At 62.4% G+C, this 17,406-nt stretch carries 13 protein-coding genes and 2 pseudogenes; 3 read left to right on the top strand and 12 right to left on the bottom strand.

Annotated elements, in window-relative coordinates; genetic code table 11:
• Positions 1-84: 84 nt before the first annotated feature.
• Positions 85-1,042 (top strand): annotated as a pseudogene (locus BB934_RS00635) (IS630 family transposase).
• 160 nt (positions 1,043-1,202) lie between these two features.
• Positions 1,203-2,675: a mannose-1-phosphate guanylyltransferase/mannose-6-phosphate isomerase gene (locus BB934_RS00630; RefSeq protein ID WP_099507908.1), complete on the top strand. Its 1,473-nt coding sequence runs from the start codon at positions 1,203-1,205 to the stop codon at positions 2,673-2,675.
• Positions 2,676-2,733: 58 nt separating this feature from the next.
• Here BB934_RS00630 and BB934_RS00625 read toward each other — a convergent pair whose 3' ends face one another.
• From BB934_RS00625 to BB934_RS00600, 6 genes and pseudogenes are all read right to left on the bottom strand, one after another.
• Positions 2,734-3,903, bottom strand: coding sequence for an acyl-CoA dehydrogenase family protein (locus BB934_RS00625; RefSeq protein ID WP_162299129.1), 1,170 nt, complete (start codon positions 3,901-3,903; stop codon positions 2,734-2,736).
• Between the two features lie 87 nt (positions 3,904-3,990).
• Positions 3,991-5,253 carry a phosphopantetheine-binding protein gene (locus BB934_RS00620; RefSeq protein ID WP_237050129.1) on the bottom strand — a complete coding sequence of 421 codons (1,263 nt, stop codon included), beginning with the start codon at positions 5,251-5,253 and terminating at the stop codon, positions 3,991-3,993.
• Between the two features lie 21 nt (positions 5,254-5,274).
• A pseudogene (tnpC, locus tag BB934_RS00615) lies at positions 5,275-6,557 on the bottom strand (IS66 family transposase).
• Between the two features lie 47 nt (positions 6,558-6,604).
• On the bottom strand, positions 6,605-8,329 hold the full coding sequence (locus BB934_RS00610; RefSeq protein WP_237050128.1) for an amino acid adenylation domain-containing protein: 1,725 nt from the start codon (positions 8,327-8,329) through the stop codon (positions 6,605-6,607).
• A 49-nt stretch (positions 8,330-8,378) separates the two neighbouring features.
• Entirely contained in the window at positions 8,379-9,380 is a 1,002-nt protein-coding gene (locus BB934_RS00605) for a TubC N-terminal docking domain-related protein (protein ID WP_237050276.1), read from the bottom strand.
• 212 nt (positions 9,381-9,592) lie between these two features.
• On the bottom strand, positions 9,593-10,243 hold the full coding sequence (locus tag BB934_RS00600) for a 4'-phosphopantetheinyl transferase family protein (RefSeq protein ID WP_237050127.1): 651 nt from the start codon (positions 10,241-10,243) through the stop codon (positions 9,593-9,595).
• Between the two features lie 74 nt (positions 10,244-10,317).
• Between BB934_RS00600 and BB934_RS46690 the strand changes: the two genes are divergently transcribed.
• A complete protein-coding gene (locus BB934_RS46690) occupies positions 10,318-10,704 on the top strand; it encodes a hypothetical protein (protein ID WP_157933945.1) in 387 nt (128 codons plus the stop codon).
• Between the two features lie 50 nt (positions 10,705-10,754).
• Here BB934_RS46690 and BB934_RS00590 read toward each other — a convergent pair whose 3' ends face one another.
• From BB934_RS00590 to BB934_RS00565, 6 genes are all read right to left on the bottom strand, one after another.
• On the bottom strand, positions 10,755-11,996 hold the full coding sequence (locus tag BB934_RS00590; RefSeq protein ID WP_099507900.1) for a Zn-dependent hydrolase: 1,242 nt from the start codon (positions 11,994-11,996) through the stop codon (positions 10,755-10,757).
• An 84-nt stretch (positions 11,997-12,080) separates the two neighbouring features.
• Positions 12,081-13,520: a dihydropyrimidinase gene (gene hydA, locus BB934_RS00585; RefSeq protein WP_099507898.1), complete on the bottom strand. Its 1,440-nt coding sequence runs from the start codon at positions 13,518-13,520 to the stop codon at positions 12,081-12,083.
• A gap of 82 nt (positions 13,521-13,602) precedes the next feature.
• Positions 13,603-14,592: an ABC transporter substrate-binding protein gene (locus BB934_RS00580; RefSeq protein ID WP_099507896.1), complete on the bottom strand. Its 990-nt coding sequence runs from the start codon at positions 14,590-14,592 to the stop codon at positions 13,603-13,605.
• A gap of 34 nt (positions 14,593-14,626) precedes the next feature.
• Positions 14,627-15,586 carry an ABC transporter permease gene (locus BB934_RS00575; protein WP_099507894.1) on the bottom strand — a complete coding sequence of 320 codons (960 nt, stop codon included), beginning with the start codon at positions 15,584-15,586 and terminating at the stop codon, positions 14,627-14,629.
• Positions 15,583-16,512 carry an ABC transporter permease gene (locus BB934_RS00570; protein ID WP_099507892.1) on the bottom strand — a complete coding sequence of 310 codons (930 nt, stop codon included), beginning with the start codon at positions 16,510-16,512 and terminating at the stop codon, positions 15,583-15,585. Before BB934_RS00570 ends, BB934_RS00575 begins: the two co-directional genes overlap by 4 nt.
• Positions 16,502-17,281 (bottom strand): ABC transporter ATP-binding protein, encoded by a 780-nt coding sequence (locus BB934_RS00565; RefSeq protein WP_099512561.1) that lies wholly within the window; start codon positions 17,279-17,281, stop codon positions 16,502-16,504. Before BB934_RS00565 ends, BB934_RS00570 begins: the two co-directional genes overlap by 11 nt.
• Between the last annotated feature and the right edge of the window lie 125 nt (positions 17,282-17,406).

The raw sequence follows: 17,406 nt of genomic DNA, 5'->3' as shown, positions 1-17,406 counted from the left end.
CTTAGAGCCTCGGACCGGAAATGAGACTCCTGGCTTCTGTGCGAGGCCGAGCTGTGATTCACTGCCTGGACTGGGAGGTGGATTATGGGTCATTGCTATTCCCTGGATCTGCGGGTGCGCGTCGCCGACTTTGTCGATGCAGGTCATTCCTGCCGGGCGGCAGCCCAGCACTTTGACGTCAGCGAGAGTTTCGCCATCAAGCTGGTGCAGCGGAAGCGGCGGTTCGGCTCGCCGGCACCGGCCCGGCAAGGCCGTCCGCCCGGACGCGGCAAGCTGGTGCCCTATGAGAGCTTCTTGATCCAGACGGTCGAGGCCGAGCCGGCCATCACCATGCCCGAGCTGGCCGCAAGGCTGCTGACTGAGCATGGGATCGTTGCGGCTCCCGCGATGCTCTCGCGCTTCCTGTGCCGGCACGGCTTCTCATATAAAAAAATGCCTGATGGCGGCGGAGTGCGCACGCGCCGATGTGCGGGATGAGCGCCGGGTCTGGCATGCCCAGCGCCAGCCGCGCATGCGCCAGGAGACGCACCGGCTGGTGTTCCTGGACGAGACGTATGTCAACACCAAGATGACGCGCCTGCGCGGGCGGAGCCGCAGGGGCCAGCGCCTACGCATGAAAGCTCCCTTTGGACACTGGAAAACCCATACCTTTCTGGCTGGGCTACGGTGCAACGAGTTGTGCGCGCCGTGGATCATCGATGGCCCGATCACCCGGTTGGCGTTCGAGGCTTACATTGAGACGCAGCTCGCGCCGACGCTGCGCAAAGGCGATGTGGTGATTCTCGACAACCTGGCTGTCCACAAGAGCGAGAAGGCCGCTCAGTGTCTGAAGCAACGCGGAGCCTGGTTCCTGTTTTTACCTGCTTATTCGCCTGATCTTAATCCAATTGAACAGGCCTTTGCCAAGATCAAAGCGCACTTGCGCAAGGCCGAGGCCCGAACGTTCGACGCGCTCTGGCGAGCGCTCGGTGAGATCTGCAACCTGTTCGAACCACAAGAGTGCTGGAACTACCTTAAGGCTGCCGGATATGCGTCCGTTTAACCGTCCGATGCTCTAGAACCCGGCCATTTTGCTCAACCTCAAAATAGTAATAATGACAAACATGCGGATGTTTTATCATCAGCGCGTATCGAGCTTGAGTTCTTGAGCGCGGTCAGCGTAGTTCGCGTTTCGTTCTATCGACCGTCCTGTTCCAGTGGATATGTCAGAGATGAGCCATATTACTCCGGTTATCCTGTCGGGCGGCACAGGAAGCCGCCTGTGGCCTCTTTCCAGAGAGGCTTATCCGAAGCAGCTTCTCCCGCTTCTCGGACAGAGAAGCCTTTTGCAGGAGACCCTACAGAGGGTATCCGGATCGCCGCTTTTCGGAGCACCTCTCGTTATTGCCAATGCGGAGCACCGATTCCTGATTGCGGAGCAGCTCCGTGAGATGAGATGCGGGGATGCTACCATTGTGCTCGAGCCATTCGGACGCAATACCTGCCCGGCGGCGGCGGCAGCAGCCATATTGGCCACCCGCCGAAATCCGGACAGCCTGATTCTGCTGATGCCGGCCGACCACAGCATCGGTGACGTAGCGGCATTTCAGGCTGCCGTCGAAGTAGGAACGAAAGCCGCCGAGCAGGGCTATTTCGTGCTCTTCGGCATCACGCCCGATGCTCCGGAGACAGGATATGGCTATATTCACTGCGGAGAGAGTCTCGACGATCCACGGATCCGCCGTGTCCAGGGCTTCAAAGAAAAGCCCGATGCAGACACTGCCGCCGGGTATGTGGCGTCCGGAACCTATGCATGGAACAGCGGTATCTTCCTGCTCCCGGCGCGCCGCTTTCTGGAAGAACTAGAGCGTCTGGAGCCGAAAGTTCTACAGGCGTGTGTGCAGGCGGTCGACAAGGCGGCTACCGATCTGGATTTCCTGCGTCTCGATCCAACGTCTTTCCAGAGCGCACCGAACATCTCGATCGACTATGCGGTGATGGAAAAGACACCCCATGCCGCAGTGGTCCCCGTGGATTGCGCATGGTCGGATATCGGCGCGTGGTCGGCTCTATGGTCATTGGCTGCAAAGGATCAGAATGGCACAGCTGCCTTGGGTGACGTAGTCGCTCTTGACAGCAAGGATTGCTATATTCGCTCGGATGGTCCGTTGGTGGCGACCGTCGGCATCGAGGATCTCGTCATCGTGGCAACCCAGGATGCCATTCTGGTGGCGCCGAAGGATCGGGACCAGGATGTCAAGAAGCTCGTCGACGAATTGAAGGCGAGGGGACATGATAGCGCCGTTCAGACACTGCGCGTGCATCGCCCCTGGGGCTTCTATCAGTGCCTTCACGCGGGCGAACGCTTCCAGGTGAAGCGCATTACGGTGTCGCCTGGCGAAAAGCTATCATTGCAGATGCACTACCATCGCGCCGAGCACTGGATCGTGGTCAACGGCACGGCGATGGTGACACGCGACAACGAACAGATTCTTCTGCGCGAGAACGAATCGATCTATCTGCCGCTCGGCTGCGTGCACCGACTCGAAAATCCGGGTCGCGTGCCACTCAACCTCATCGAGGTGCAATCCGGGGCCTATCTCGGCGAAGACGACATCGTGCGGATTGAGGATATCTACGCCAGAGACAGTAACGATGGCTTCGAACGCGGGCTAAAGCGGCTGCCGGCAGAGTAGCCTTGCTTGGGCCTCTCGGGCGTCGCCTCCGACATCGATGTCATGATCTCGATGCAGATCATGACATCGACGCGACTACCTCCAACATCACCTCCGTCGCACCGCCGCCGATCGACAGGACGCGAGCGTCGCGCGCCATGCGCTCGATCGGGCTCTCGCGCATGAAACCCATGGCGCCGTGAAACTGCACGCACGTGTACATGACCTCGTTGACGAGTTCGCCACAGAAGGCCTTCACCATCGAGACCTCGCGGATGCAATCTTCGTCCGCCGACATGCGCCAGGCAGTGGCATAGAGGAACTGACGGCCCGCTTCCACCTTCGTGGCGAGCATCGCGAGGCGCTCCCGGATCGCCTGCATGTCCCACAGGACTCCCCCGAATGCGCGACGGGTTCTCAGCCAGGCGAGCGTCATCTCGATCGCCGCCTCGGCCGCACCTATCGCCATGGCGGCAAGAACGAGACGCTCGTTCTGGAAGTTGCGCATGATCGAGTAGAAGCCCTCCCCCTCCGCGCCGAGGATGTTCTCGGCGGGGATGCGACAGCCGTCGAAGACGAGCTCCGCCGTATCGGAGCAACGCCAGCCGTGCTTCTCGAGCTGCCGGGCGACGCTGAAGCCCGGTGTGCCCTTCTCGACCAGAAACATACTGATCCCGTGGGCTCCGGCCGACGGGTCGGTCTTGGCAGCGACGCAGATGAGATCCGCATGGACACCGTTCGTGATGTAGAGCTTCTCGCCGTCGAGAATGTAAGAATTGCCGTCCCGGCGGGCGCGGGTGCGGATCGCCTTCACGTCCGAGCCCGCATCCGGCTCGGTGATGGCGACAGCGGTAATCACCTCGCCGCTGATGATGCCCGGCATCCAGCGCGCCCGCTGCGCCTTGGTCCCGTCGTGGAAGACATGCACGGAGGCCATGTCGGTGTGCACCAGCGTCGCAATGGCGACGCCCCCGTAGGTGGAGCGCCCGAGCTCCTCGGCAAAGACCGTTGACGCGACCGCATCCATTTCCGAGCCGCCGTATTCGGCCGGATAGCGGATGCCGAAGAAACCGAGTTCGCCCATGCGGCGCAGGATTGGACGGGGGATGAACCCATCGTCCTCCCAGCGGTCCGCATGAGGCTTGATCTCCTCCTTGACGAACCGGCGAACCTGGTCGCGCAGAAGTTCGTATTCCCCGGCCGCCCAGGGCAATCCCGTCCTGCGTGCCTCCGCCCAAGCTCTGTCCATGATTCCCACTCGCTTTACTGTCCGACTCGGGCAAAGCCCGCCATACGAACTGATTTTCAAGAGGTCGTTCTGAGACCTCGCCGCAGGCTAGATTTCGATGTCCTCCCTCGGCCCCTCGGAGGTTGAAGGTGCCTGCGAATCTGCCATCCACAGCATCCCGTCGATCACCTCCGCCAGTCCGGCCACCGTGGGACGTTCGAAGAGGTTGCGGAGCTGCACATCCACGCCGAAGGTTTCCCGCATGCGCGACACGGCCCGCATCACCAGGAGCGAATGCCCCCCGAGACCGAAGAAGTTGTCATCGCGGCCGATGGAATCGACCTTCAGCAGATCGCACCACAACGCGGCTAGCGTCTTTTCCGTCGCCGTCGAGGGGGCCACGAACTCCTGCGCCGGCTGGATGTTCTCCGCCGTGGGCTCGGGAAGGGCGGCGCGGTCGATCTTGCCGTTGGTCGTGAGCGGCATGCGCTCCAGGCGAACAAAGTGCGTCGGCATCATGGACTCCAGCAGTTCTTCGGCGAGGTGGGCGCGCAGGTCCGCCACGGTGATGGGTTTCGAGGAGACGTAGTAGGCGACGAGGCGCGCGATGCCGTCTTCGGCCGCAGCCGGCTCGACATAGCCGATCTTGGCCATGATCTCCTTGATGCGGGGTACGTTCAGCTCGTCGATGGCCTCGTCGCGCGTTTTCTGGCCGAGCCGCACGTCCCAGCTGTAGGGCAGGGCATAGTTGTGATGTCCGCGCTGCTTCTTGTGGATATAGATGCCCACGTCGTTGATGAGGCAATTCGTGGAGCGCCCCGTATCCGCCGGCCGGTCCCATCCTGCCTGCGTCTTCAGGAAATCGAGCATGTCCTCCAGGGGAACGCTCCAGTACCGGTAGAAGTCGATGAATTTCACTTCCTCGAAGACGGAGTCGTTCCGGAATGCATCCACATCGAGGTAGCGCGATACGGCGTCTTCGCGGCGGTGATATTCCTTGCGTGCCTCGGCGACGAGCGCGTCAAGACGGGCCGGATCGTAATCGTCCCGCTTGAAGACCTCCTCGGTCAGCCGCGTCTCGAAGAATTGGCCGCGCGACAAACCGGTCACGATGTCTCCGATCCCCCTCTCGCGGGCGACGTTCGTGGCCAGGGTGTAGATCGTCTTGAAGCAGCCGTTGCAGACGTTCGCGAACCGTTTCAGGCTGTCGACGAAGATCTCGTTCATATGGGGCGTGCTTCCCCAGTGGTGATCCACGCCGAGGGACGTCACAAGCCGCCTGATGTTGGCTTTGGCTCCTTCCGAGATGAAGCCATTGTCCAGGGTGAAGGTGAGCGGCTTCACACCCATCGCGACGAGGTAATTACCCACGCCCCTATTTCGCACTGAGGTTCAGACGGACACGGTCTGAAGGATTGTGTTGAACGCATTGGTTCCCGGACCGAGACGAGCCGTGTCAACGACCGTGCGTATGTCCGCTTCGCCCTCGGCGGCCCACATGGAGCGATAGCCGTTGGTCACCTTGCGCTGAATGACGGCGGGTCTGAGCGCGCGTTCGCAGGCGTTGTTGGTCGCATCAACCAGTCCAGGCCAGTGGGCGAAGGTCAGAAGCTGATCGCGGGCGCGCCGGACCTTGTTCTGAATGTCACGGGCCAGATCGCAGGAGGTCGGCGCGGCCAGGATCGCGTCCAGACTGCGCTCCAGGGCGCGGCGCTTGCGAGCGAGGGTCGAGGCGGCAAGGGTTGCGACCTCCTCCGCCAGGGCAAAGGCCCGGTGCAGCCACAGCTGGAGGCGGGAGGGCAGGACATCCGCGCTCGCCTCATCGGCAGAGGCGACGTCGCGGGAAAGATGGGCCAGGCAGGTCTGGTGGGCGTCGGCATGGCGCTGTTGCGCGCTGTAGCGGTCGGAACACCAGACCTCGGGCCGGTGCACGGCCATCACGGTCCGGACCACGATGGCGCCCCGGGTCGGCGAGGCGTGATGGACCACCGCCTCGGCGCAGCGAAACACCCAATGATAGGCGTTGCAGCCCTCGATCCGAACGCCGGTCTCATCCGAGGCGATGACCCGGGCCCGGCGCAACGCCGCAACCGCCTTGTCGCGCTCGCCCGCGAAGGCGCCCTGCGCCCGGCGCAGCATGGTCATCAGGCCGCCCTGGCTGACGGTGAGCCCGAACAGATCCGCGAATGCGCTTTGCAGCCGCTCGTAGGACAGAGCCTGGAAGGTCTTGAGATAAGTCGCCATGGCATGGACGCGGGGCCCGAACGGTGTCCCCTTTGCGGCGTCCGGCACGGCCGCGGCGACCCGCGTTCCACACGCCCGGCAGCGCACCGCCAGGCGCCGATGCTGGGTGACGCGGGGCGCCACCTCCGGCAGCTCAATCTGCTCGTGGAGGCTGATCGTCTCCGCCGGCCAATCCGCCATCAGGACAGCCGAACAGCACGAGCACCGGTCAGGACGGTGCTCGACCACCTCATCCGGCGTGGCGCTGAGGATCCGGCTGTGGCCTTCGTGACCGGGCTTGGCTCCGCCCGGTTTGGAGCGCTCGCGCTGCTCTTTGCGATCGGTCGAGGGCGGCTTGGAGGATGTGCGTGAGGTCTTTGCGGCCGCTGCAGTCGCAGCACCAGCTCGATCAGCTCTTCCTTGCTCAGACGCTCAAGATCGCTGCGGCCCATACAGGCATGGAATCAGCGAAGCCCGACTTGTGCAAGGGCCTGGGTAATTACGCGACGAGCTTGCACAGCATGAAGCTGCTGTCCTTGCCGCCGCTCAGCAGCAGGATGCAATCGTAGGGACTATTCCGGTTTGCCTGCATCTCCGCGATGAGAACCTGGAGATCTTCCGGTGACTTGAAATAGGTCTGCGCCTTTTCGACATAGGTGTCGAACGCCCGGCACAGATTGCAGACACCGGCTGAGTCGAATGTCGTGCCGGGCAGATCGGACGAGACACCGCAGCGCTCGCAATAGCGCAGTTGTGTCGCAGGCTTTCCGACCGAGACGGCGACGGCGGCAACGGCGCAGTCGTGGATGTCAGGGTGTTTCAGAAGCCGGGCTTCGATCTCGCCCAGCTCCACGCGGGCGCCGCCGACCTTCACCTGATGGTCGGCGCGGCCAAGGAAGTCCAGGCGCCCTTCCGAATTCCAGCGGGCAAGGTCTCCGGTCTTGTACAGCCGCAGCCGCGAAACGCCATCGCGGGGATCGGTGGCCGTGAGGAACCGCTCATCGGTCAGGTCGGGGCGATTGAAATAGCCCTTCGCGAGGCCGTCTCCGGCAATGAACATCTCGCCAAGGATCCCGGACGGGGTCGGTTGAAGCGCCTCGTTGAGGACATAGATCCCAGCATTGGCGCCCGGAACGCCGATCGGTACGGAGGGTGATCGATCCCGGTCGATGTCGAACCGATGGATCATGCAGCCCACCGTCGCTTCGGTGGGGCCGTACTCGTTGTAGATCTCGACCGGATGGGAAATGGCGTTCGTGATGTCGCGGGCCAATTCGGTCTTGAAATCCTCGCCACCCACGATGAACTTGCGCAGACGCGTTGCGCGCAAGTCGCGGTCGCGGATCATCGCGAGATGGGCCGGCGTCAGCTTTATGATATCGACGGCGTTGTCGTCGACAACCTTGAGCGCGACCATGCTCTGCACGCCGGGATCGCCGCGATAAACAACGATGCGGCCGCCGGTGATGAGAGGCGTGAAGAGCGTCGTGACAGTCAGGTCGAAGGCGAGCGAGGAGAAGAGGGGCCACGCGAGGCGTTCGCCCGAGCTGTACATCCGGGCGGCCCACCAGATGTAGTTCACCAGGCTCCGGTGCTCGATCATGACGCCTTTGGGCGTGCCGGTCGAGCCGGATGTGAAGATGATGTAGGCGACATCGTCCGGAGTGGCGGCGAAGGGCCGGTCCGGTTCCGGCTGGGTCGAAATTGACCGGAAATCGGCATCGAGGACAAAGATGTCGGCGAGATTAGGGGAGATCACAGACTGCAGCCCCGTCTGTGTGACCGCCACCGGAGCCTGGCCGTCACGTCCCTTGGCGATGTCCTTCAGGATCGTCGCGAGGCGCCCCTTCGGCGTCGCCGCATCCACCGGCACATAGGCTGCACCGGACTTCAGGATCCCTAGGATTGCGACGACGACCTCAATGGAATGCTCCATGAACACGACGACGATCTGGCTCGGGCCCACGCCGATCGAGGTCAGATGTGCGGCCATCTGATTGGAGCGTTCGTTGAGCTGCTGGTAGGTCAGCGTCTCGTCACCGAACCTGATTGCTTCAGCGTCGGGAATGCGCGCCACCTGCGCGCGAAAGAGATCGACGATCGTTTTGTCCGACGGATAGGGCGCTGCCGTGGCGTTATACTCAATGACCAGCGCCCGATGATCGTCATCGTTCAGCAGGGGAAGCGACACATTCTCGGCCGCGATGGGCAGGACTTCGTTCATGCGATACGCTCCCCGTTGCGTAAACTGAAAATCAGATCATGGAAATCACTCAAACTTTCCGAGCCGATTGGCGATACAAGTCGGCGAAGGCAGGTGCGTCCGGTTCCTCGAGCATAAGGGGACCGTTGCAGTCCTCGGGGCCGTAATAAAATTCGGCCTGAGGTGCGACCCGAAGCCATCGATACGGCGCTGCCCCCGAACGCAGCCAGGCCTTGTTCGGAAGGAAGATGCACACGCGGCCTGCATACGGGGCAGGCTTATATCGCTTCAAAGCCGTGATGGCCGTGGCTTTGAGCCGAGCCCTGCTCGCCAGCACCGGATCCGCCTGGACCGCTTCCTTGTTTTCGCGAAGGTGAATCAGAAGCGCTCGGATCCGTTCAACCGGATTCAGGAGGCGAGTGCCGAAGTACTTAAGCTGCGCGCCGAACGTCGGCTGCTTTGCCAGCGCTCGTAGGAAGGGGTCGGCGCGGCGCTTGGCAAAGAAGTACAGAAGGCGCGGGAGATCTCGGTACGTGCTGGGGTCAAGGGGGCCGAAGAGGGCCAGACAGGGAACACTCGCCCCGCGTTGACTCAAGATTCTTGCCAGTTCGAATGCCGTGGCGCCCCCCGAGCAATAACCGGCGATAATGTACGGGCCCGTGGGCTGGAATTCGACGATCTGGTTGGCGAAGTACTCGGCGATGTCTTCGACCCGGTCCATGGGCTCGGTCTGACCGTCGAAGCCCGATGGCTGGAGCGCGAAGAAAGGTTGATCGTCTCCGAGGTGCCTCGAGAGCGCGGAGAATGAGAAGGGAACTCCGATGTGTCCGGGTACGGCATAAATGGGCGTACGCGTCCCATGAGGCTGGAGCGGCACGATGGCGGGCTGCTGGCGAACTGAGGCCGTGGCCAAGTTCAGAAACCCGATGATCTCGCTCTTACGATCCCGCAACTGGTCACGGAATTCCGGCGTCAATGCTCCCGTGGGCGCATTGCACCGCAGCCTGTCGCCTTCCACCCAGACCTTGATGTCCCTGCCTGCGAGGCCAGCGAGAAGGTCGGGAATTTGCATCACGTCTGTACTCATAGCGCCCTCCGAACCTTTTCTTGATGGTTGACGGCAGAGGCGGAGCACTTCCCGTGCCCCATGGTCTCGTCCGCGATCCGCCGCATTTCGTGCGAGAAAATCTTCGCTCGGGCGACATTGCGGGCAGTCCAATGGCAGAGGCTTGGCTGCTCGTTTCTCTGCATGCATGGTAAGGGAAGGATGGCGTCACGGGCATATCAATTCCGGACTACCACGGTCCCGATATACGCTGGTTTGGGTACAAAGGTAATGACGGTGAAATCCCTTTCATTCGAAGGAAATGGACCTCCCAAGCCGCACCCAAATGCTTTCGAGATGGCCTCCAGCCGGGTCCAACTCCGCAGGAAACCTTCAAGCCTCTCCTCCGGGCGGAGGTTGCGATAGGACTCATACTCGGGAGCGGAAAAGCAAAGCGCCGCGATGTCGTCCGTTTCGGGCACAGGCCGGACCGCCTCGATGTCGACTCCGACCTCGCGCGCTTTCGAGAGGGCGATGACGGCGACGTCTTCGGATCGAGACACGCTAAAGCGCAACGATTGGTCGGGCATTCGGCGCGAGAGACACGGTTTGCCCACCCGCCCATACTCCAGTTCGACGTCGGACGGCAGGACGCCCAGTCTAGAAGCGAGGAGATGGCGCAACTGGCCTCGGGTGGCGACAAACCGGCGGCGGTCACGCTCCAATCTCAGCACCTCGGCGCGCCGAAATTCGTCCTCGCTCAGGCAGTCGCCGATCGCGCGGATGGCCTCCGGCTCGGCATCGAGCCGGAATGCCAGAACTTCTAAACTATCACTATCGAGAACCGGCATCATCATGATCCCGGACCTCAGGTCGGCCGCCAAAGCCATACGTGGATCCCGATCGCTGGAGGCGCTAATGCGCACAAGTGCCAATCGTCCCATCGAACGGCGAAGCCATTCAGATGGAGTGCTCTGATGAGACAATTAAGATTTGGCCGACACAAGTAGCGCCTGCTGGATATTTTGAAGTAGGGAGTCCCTACATCGGAAGGTCCAGCCGCAGCATTGTTCGTAAGACGTCCGACCTCGGTGCGGAGGCTGCAAAATTCAGCGCGCTGAATTCTTTAAAAAATCTAGAGAACCTTACGATTTTCATCGTAATCAGGCTCCAGTCATCTCTTAACGCGATGATGTCTGCCAGAAAATCGCTATGGAAGGTCAAATCTGCTGATGATCATTCAGTTGCCGGCCAAACGATAAAAGCCTCGCTGGCTAAACTGCAGGGTTTTTTGGCTTGGAATGGCTTTGGCATTGCGAGGCGGGGCTTCACAATGCCAAAGCGCGACTGAATCTGGACGACCCCAAATTGGACATCAGGGGCGCTCGGAAGCCGGAGAGCTCAGGCGCTGAAGCGTTGGTCGTATTCCAGGACGGCGTTCAGAAGGACTTGGGCTCCTGCCGAGCACTCTTCGAACGTGGTGCTCTCAGCCTCATTGTGGCTGAGTCCGCCGGCGCAGGGGACGAAGATCATCGTCGTGGGAGCGACACGCGCGATATAGGCGGCGTCGTGACCGGCGCCGGAAACCATCTCGCGGGCGGGAAGGCCGACCTTCTCGATGCCGGTTCGGACGGCGGCGATGCAATCCGGATCGAAACGGACGGCAGGCGAGTCCCAAACCTTCTTCACGTCATGGTCGAGGCCGATCTCCGCGGCGACGGCCGGCACGGCCTCAAAAAGCTCGCGTTCCATCACGTCGAGCACGGCATCGTCCGGGTGGCGGAAATCGACCGTGAAGAAGACGTGGCCGGGGATCACGTTGCGGGAATTGGGTGTGACCTCGACGAGGCCGACCGTGCCGACGGCGGAGGGGCTATGCTCGAGGGCGATCCGATCCACCTGCTCGACGATCCGCGCTGCCCCGAGCAAAGCATTCTTGCGAAGGTTCATCGGTGTCGAGCCGGTATGGGCCTCGCGCCCGGTCAGCTCGATCTCATACCAGCGCATCCCCTGCACGCCGGTAACGATGCCCACGACCTTCTGCTCGGCCTCGAGGATCGGTCCCTGCTCGATATGGAGTTCGAACATGGCGCCGAACTTGACCGAGCCGGGAGGGGCCTCTCCGCGATAGCCGATGCTCTCGATGGCCCCTGCGAAGGTCGCACCCTGGCGATCCTGGCGGCTGTCGGCGAAGGCCCTGTCGAAGACCCCGGCATAGACGCCCGATCCGAGCATCGCTGGTGCGAAGCGCGAGCCCTCCTCGTTGGTCCAGTTGACGAGCATCAGGGGGGCGTTTGTCTCGTAGCCAAGGTCGTGAAGGGTGCGCATGACCTCAAGGCCGCCGAGCACGCCGAGAACTCCGTCGAACTTGCCGCCGGTCGGCTGGGTGTCGAGATGGCTGCCGATGGCGATGGGGGCGACGTCGCTTTTCTTCCCAGGCTTGAGCGCGAACATGTTGCCGACCTGGTCGACCGTCACGGTGCAGCCCAGCGCCTCGCATTGGCTTCGGAACCAGTCGCGAACCTCACGGTCGAGATCGGTCAGCGTAAGACGGCGGATCCCGCCTTTCTCGGTGCCGCCGATCTGCGCGGTATCCATGAGGCTGTCCCAGAGGCGCTGCGGATTGATCGTCAGGTTCTGCATGCTCATTTCAATGTCCAGGAAAGCGAAGGACCTCTCTGATGACAGGTCACCAGAGAGGCGAAATATGTGCGGGACTGAGCTCGGTCAGCGCGCGACGGCCTTGGGCGCGGTGTTCGTCTTCCAGAGCCGCTGGGCTTCGGCAAAAGCCGGGAGCGGGCGACGGGGGACGAAGCGGCCTTCGCCCCGTTCGGCGCGAACCTGGCCGTTCTCGGCCGCAAGCCGGCCACGGAGATAGACCTTGGCCGGCAGACCGGTGAGCTCGTAGCCCTCGAACACGTTGTACTCGATCCGGCTGACCTGGTTTTTCGCCGAGATGGTCTTGGTCGCCTTAGGATCCCAGATCACGATATCCGCATCGGCCCCGGGCATGATGACGCCCTTCTGGGGATATATGTTAAGGATGCGCGCCGAATTCGCGGAGGTTACGGCCACGAATTCGTTCGGCGTCAGCCGCCCGGAATTCACGCCGGTGGTCCACAGCACGGGCATGCGGTCCTCGAGCCCTCCGGTGCCGTTCGGGATATTGCGGAAATCGTTCAAACCGATCCGCTTCTGCTCCATGGTGAAGGAGCAGTGGTCGGTCGCGACGACCTGAAGCGATCCAGCCTGCAGACCGGTCCACAGGCTGTCCTGATGGTGCTTCGGCCGGAAGGGCGGCGACATGACCCGCTGGGCGGCGTGATCCCAGCTCCGGTTGAGATAATCGGTCTCGTCGAGCACCAGATGCTGGATCAGCGGCTCGCCGAAGACCCGCTTGCCTTCGGCTCTTGCCCGCGCGATCGCCTCGTGGGCCGGCTTGCAGGAGGTGTGAACGATGTAGAGCGGGCAACCTGCCATGTCGGCGATCATGATGGCCCGGTTCGCAGCCTCGCCTTCAACCTCGGGCGGCCGCGAATAGGCATGGAACTCGGGGCCGGTCTTGCCCTGCGAGATGTACATGTTCTGCATCTGCGCCACGACGTCGCCGTTCTCGGCATGGACGAGGGCGGTGGCTCCCAGCTCGGCGCAGCGCTTGAAGGAACGGAACAGGACATCGTCGTCCACCATCAGTGCGCCCTTGTAGGCCATGAAGTGCTTGAACGTGTTCACGCCGTGGGTGTTCACGATCTCGCCCATCTCGCGCGAGATCTCGTCAGACCAGGACGTGATCGCCAGGTGGTAGGAATAGTCTCCGGCAGCCTTTTCGGATTTGTGCCGCCAGTCGTGATAGGCCTCAACGAGGGATTGGCCGGCTCCCGGAATGCAGAAATCCACGATCATGGTGGTTCCGCCGGAAAGCGCCGCCTTGGTGCCCCACTCGAAATCGTCTGCCGACACGGTGCCCATGAACATGAGTTCCATGTGGGTGTGCGGATCGATCCCGCCCGGCATGACATAGGCGCCGCCTGCGTCGACGATTTCCGCTCCGGCCGGTGCCTCGAGGTTCTCGCCGACGGCGACAATCCGCTCGCCCTCCACGAGCACATCGGCGCGTCGGCTGAAGTCGGCATTCACAACGGTTCCGCCGCGGATGAGAAGGGCCATGATGGATCTCCCTTGATTGTTCTTGATTGCTGAACGGTTGGACGCTCCTCTCCCGTTATCGGGAGAGGAGCGTCGGTATTGCTTACATCTTGGCGTCGACGACCGTGTGAGACCAGGCGCCTTCCGGCTTCTTGGTGATCACGGGCGCATCGCCGCCCGAGGACAACAGGGTCGCGACCGTGCGGTCGAAATCGGCCGGGTCGAGCTTGCCCTTGGCGGTGTCGAGGAGCTTGGCGATCTCGCCCGCCATGCGCTTCTGGTGCTTCTCGGTCTGGGCGCCGGAGGCGTCGTTGTCGAGGACGATCTTGGCTGCGTCATCGGGGTTCTGGCGCATGTAGTCCCAGCCTTTCTGCGAGGCAGCGACGAACTTCGCCATCTTGGCGACGAAGGCCGGGTCCTTCAGCTTGTCCTGCATCACGTAGAGGCCGTCCTCGAGCGTCGCGACGCCCTGGTCCTCGTATTTGAAGACCACGAGTTGCTCAGGCTTGAAGCCCGCATCGATGACCTGCCAGTACTCGTTGTAGGTCATGGTCGAGATGCAATCGGCCTGCTTCTGGATCAGAGGATCGACGTTGAAGCCCTGCTTCAGCACCTTCACGCCGCCGGCAGAGCCATCGGTCTTGTAACCGAGCTTCGCCATCCAGGCGAGGAACGGATACTCGTTCCCGGAGAACCATACGCCGAGAGTTCGGCCCTTGAGGTCCTGAGGTGTCTTGATGCCGGTTTCCGCGCGGCAGGTGAGCATCATGCCGGATTTCTTGAACGGCTGCGCGATGTTGACGAGCGGAACGCCTTTTTCCCGGGCGGCGAGGGCGGAGGGCATCCAGTCGACGATCACGTCGGCCCCACCGCCGGCGATGACCTGCGGCGGCGCGATGTCGGGTCCTCCCGGCTTGATCGTCACATCGAGGCCGGCCTCCTTGTAGAAGCCTTTGTCCTTGGCGACGTAGTAGCCTGCGAACTGCGCCTGGGTGACCCATTTGAGCTGGATGGTCACCTTGTCCGCCTGCGCGAAGGCGGCGCTCGAAAAGCCCAGAGCGACGGCGCCCGCGAGTAGTGTGGTCCTGATCATTCTTCACTCCTCCTAAACGCCGCCCGCGATCCCCTTATGTGCGGTACGACGGATGCCAAAAGGTTGCGCCGCGCTCGATGAGCGCGATCGTGCCGTAAAAGGCCGATCCGGCAATAGCTGCCAGCGCGATTTCCGCCCACACCATGTCGAGGGCCATGCGCGCGACCTCGATCGAGATGCGGAATCCCATGCCGACGATCGGCGTGCCGAAGAACTCCGCGACGATCGCGCCGATGAGAGCCAGAGTCGAGTTGATCTTCAGGGCATTGAAGATGAAAGGCAGCGCGACGGGCAGCCGGAGCTTCACCAGGGTGGTCCAGTATCCGGCGGCATAGGAATGCATGAGGTCGCGCTCCTGCCTTCCGGCCGCAGCAAGCCCGGCAACCGTGTTCACGAGCATGGGGAAGAAGGTCATCACCACGACAACGGCGGCTTTAGAGGGCCAGTCGAAACCGAACCACATCACCATGATCGGCGCGATCCCAATCACGGGAAGCGCGGACACGAAATTGCCGAGCGGCAGAAGGCCTCGGCGCAGGAACGGTATCCGATCCGCGACGATCGCAACCACGAAGCCCGAAAGGCAGCCCATGATGTAGCCGGACAGAACCGACTTCACGAAGGTCTGGATGAAATCGTCCCTGAGGGTCGGGAGAGAGGCCATGAAGCGACCCGCGATCGCGGACGGTGCGGGCATGAGCACCGAAGGCACGCCGGCCCCGACGACGATGACCTCCCAGAGGAAGAACAGGAAGGCCCCGAACAGGATCGGGACCGCGAGACCGACGACGCGGCGTGCGCCCGGGTTCTTGGGTCGAAGATGCGACAAGGCCCCCAGGGCAAAGCCCGCCGCGAGCCATAGGACCGCGATCAGGATCCAGAAGCCGAGGCCGGCCTGGCCCGCGAATGCAGGGCGATGGACCGTGATCAGGGCCGCGAGACAGCCGAGGACGACCGGGGGAATAAGGATCGTGGCGCGAAGGGCGGTGTTCATGCGGACCGCACCCCCATACGCCGGTTCACGACGCGCTCGGACAATCCGACTATGGCGACGAGGATGGATGCAAGAGCCGCCGCAGCGAAAAGCGCCGCCCAGATCTGGATCGTCTGGCCGTAATAGGACCCGGCCAGGAGCCGTGCGCCGAGACCGGCCTGGGCACCTGTCGGCAGCTCGCCGACGATGGCTCCGACGAGGCTGATGGCGATGGCTACCTTCAGGCCCGCGAAGAGATAACTCAACGACGCGGGGAGGCGGAGCTTCCAGAAGACCTGCGCCGACGAGGCCGAATAGGTTCGCATGAGGTCGCGCTGCAGAAGGTCGGGAGACGTGAGCCCCTTCACCATGCTGATCGTGATCGGAAAGAAGCAGAGATAGGCGGAGATGATGGCTTTCGGGAAAAGGCCGGTAATGCCGATGGAGCCGAGCACGACGATGATGATCGGAGCGATGGCGAGGATCGGGATCGTCTGCGAGGAGATGATCCAGGGCATGAGGCTGCGCTCGAGCGTCTTCACGTGGACGATCAATACCGCGAGGACGATGCCGAGGAGGGAGCCTAAGCCGAACCCCAGCAATGTGGAGGACAAGGTCACCCAGGCGTGAAAAAGCAGGCTGCGCCGGGACGTGACCGGCGTGTCGATGACGGTCTTCTTCAATTCGACCAGGATCTGGTGTGGCGCCGGCAGCATGGGCCGCTCTTGCTCCAGCGTCCCAAGGAAAATCTCGCTCGTGCTGCGCTGCTCACCGGCGCGCTCGAAGGCATCAGCCACGCCCTGCCAGTTCATCGCGATGGCTGCCGCATACCAGAGCGACACGATAGCCAGAACCACTACGAGGACAGGAACCGCGCTGCCCTGCCACGCGCGAGCGGCTTTGCGGGGCCTCGAGCGCACGCCCAGAGAGAGCGTGTCAGTCGTCATAGGAATGCCCCGCTCTCAGGCCTTCGCGGACCCGGTGGGCGATCTTCAGAAATTCCGGCGTCTCGCGAATTTCCAGCTTGCGCTCCCGACCCAGCACGCCGGCATCGATGATGTCGATGATGCGTCCCGGACGCGGCGACATCACCACGATCTTCGTCGAAAGAAACACGGCCTCCGGAATCGAATGGGTGACGAAGAGAACGGTCTTGCCGGTCTTTCTCCACAGCTGAAGAAGCTGCTCGTTCAGATGGTCGCGTACGATCTCGTCGAGGGCGCCGAAGGGCTCGTCCATCAGCAGCAGCTTCGGATCGAAGGAGAGGGCGCGGGCAATGGAGGCCCGTTGCTGCATTCCGCCGGAGAGCTGCCAGGGAAATTTGTTCTCGAAACCCGTCAGGTTCACGAGGTCCAACTGCTTATCGGAGCGCTCGCGCCGCTCCGTCTTCGAGAGACCGAAGATTTCGAGCGGCAGCTCCACATTCTTGCGGATCGTTCGCCAGGGATAGAGGGCAGGGGCCTGGAACACGAAGCCGTATTCGCGCCTGAGCCTTGCCTCGCCAGGGCTCACGCCGTTCACATGGATATGGCCGGAATTCGGCTGCTCGAGATCCGCAATGACGCGCAGAAGCGTGGTCTTACCGCAACCCGACGGGCCGATGAAGGAAACGAATTCGCCTTCGTCGACCTGCAGGTCCACCTCGGACAGAGCATAAACCGGACCATCCGCAGCCTCATAGGTCAACGACAATCCGCGAATGTCGACGACGGAGATTCCCGCATGGCCTGCGACCGACCGTCTGTCGGAGGCAACAGGCGTGGAGCTGTCCCCCTTTTCCCCGAATTCGCTTGTCACGCGCTTTAGCACTGCTTGTTATTCTCCTCGTGCCCGGTTGCAAC

Origin of the sequence: Microvirga ossetica (genome assembly GCF_002741015.1) — a bacterium.
GTDB classification, from domain to species: domain Bacteria; phylum Pseudomonadota; class Alphaproteobacteria; order Rhizobiales; family Beijerinckiaceae; genus Microvirga; species Microvirga ossetica.
This window is presented reverse-complemented; position numbering and strand designations above follow the sequence as displayed.